We start from the raw sequence: 1,456 nt of genomic DNA, 5'->3' as shown, positions 1-1,456 counted from the left end.
GTCCACCTGCGAGGCCAGCAGACTGGAGTCGGCCAGGGCCTGGCGGATGACACGCTGCTGGGACGGGCCGTTCGGAGCCGTCAGGCCGTTGGACGCACCGTCCTGGTTCACCGCGCTGCCGCGCACGACCGCCAGCACCTCGTGGCCCAGACGCCGCGCGTCGGAAAGGCGCTCCACCAGGAGCATGCCGACGCCCTCGGACCAGCCCGTGCCGTCCGCGCCCGCCGCGAACGACTTGCAGCGGCCGTCGGAGGCGAGGCCGCCCTGGCGGGAGAACTCGATGAACGCGCCAGGGGTGGACATCACCGTCACACCACCGGCCAGCGCCATCGTGCACTCGCCCTTGCGCAGGGCCTGGACGGCCAGGTGGAGGGCGACCAGCGACGACGAGCACGCCGTGTCGATCGTCATCGTCGGTCCCTCAAGACCGAAGGTGTACGCCACTCGGCCGGACAGGACGCTGCCCGACGTACCGATCCCGAGGAAGCCCTCGACGCCTTCCGGCACGGAGGCGACCTGCGAGGCGTAGTCGTGGTACATCATTCCGGCGAACACGCCGGTACGGCTGCCGCGCAGGGACGTCGGGTCGATGCCGGCCCGCTCGACTGCCTCCCATGTCGCTTCGAGGAGGAGCCGCTGCTGCGGGTCCATCGCCAGCGCCTCGTTCGGCGAGATGCCGAAGAACGCCGGGTCGAACTTCCCCGCGTCGTAGAGGAATCCGCCCTCAGCCGTGTACGACGTGTCGCGGCTGTCCGGGTCGGGGTCGTACAGGCTGCTCACGTCCCAGCCGCGGTCGGTCGGGAACGGCGCTATGCCGTCGCGGCCGTTCACCGCCAGCTGCCACAGGTCCTCCGGGCTGAGCACCCCGCCCGGGTAGCGGCAGCTCATGCCGACGATCGCGATGGGTTCGTCCGTCGCGCCCAGCACCGCGGGGAGCCCATGGTCCAGGTCGTCCTCGCGGGGCGCGACCTCGTCCAGGATGAACTCGGCCAGCGCTTCGGGCGTGGGGTAGTCGAAGACGAGTGTCGCGGGCAGCCGCAGGCCCGTCTCGGCGTTGAGCCGGTTGCGCAGCTCCACCGCCGTGAGCGAGTCGAAGCCGAGCTCCTTGAACGCCTGCCCCGGCACGACGGCGTCTCGCGACGCGTGACCGAGCACGAGAGCGACCTCACCGCGCACGAGCTCCATGACCATGGCTGTACGGTCCGCCTCGCCGAGGCCGCCAAGCCGGTCGGCGAGCGCCGACTCGGCCGCGGCCGACTTCGCGGCACGGCGGTTCGGGACGCGTACGAGGCCGCGCATCAGCGGCGCCACGCCGTTGGACGCAGCACCCCGCCGGAGCACCGCGAGGTCGAGCCGGAGCGGAAGCACCGCTCCCCAGCCCGTGTGCTCGGCGGCGTCGAAGAGGGCAAGGCCCTGCTCCGCCGTGAGAGCGGGGAGACCGGCACGGGCCATGCGC

Annotated in this window: 1 protein-coding gene; it reads right to left on the bottom strand. The window is 72.2% G+C overall.

Annotation, left to right across the window (positions count from 1 at the left end):
- Window positions 1-1,456, bottom strand: a 1,456-nt coding sequence (locus EES42_RS43085; RefSeq protein ID WP_241196971.1) for a beta-ketoacyl synthase N-terminal-like domain-containing protein, incomplete at both ends; no start/stop codon positions are given.

It is taken from the genome of Streptomyces sp. ADI95-17, assembly GCF_003846175.1.
GTDB lineage: Bacteria > Actinomycetota > Actinomycetes > Streptomycetales > Streptomycetaceae > Streptomyces > Streptomyces sanglieri.
The sequence above is the reverse complement of the archived record's forward strand: the minus strand, read 5'-3'. Positions and strand labels throughout refer to the sequence as shown.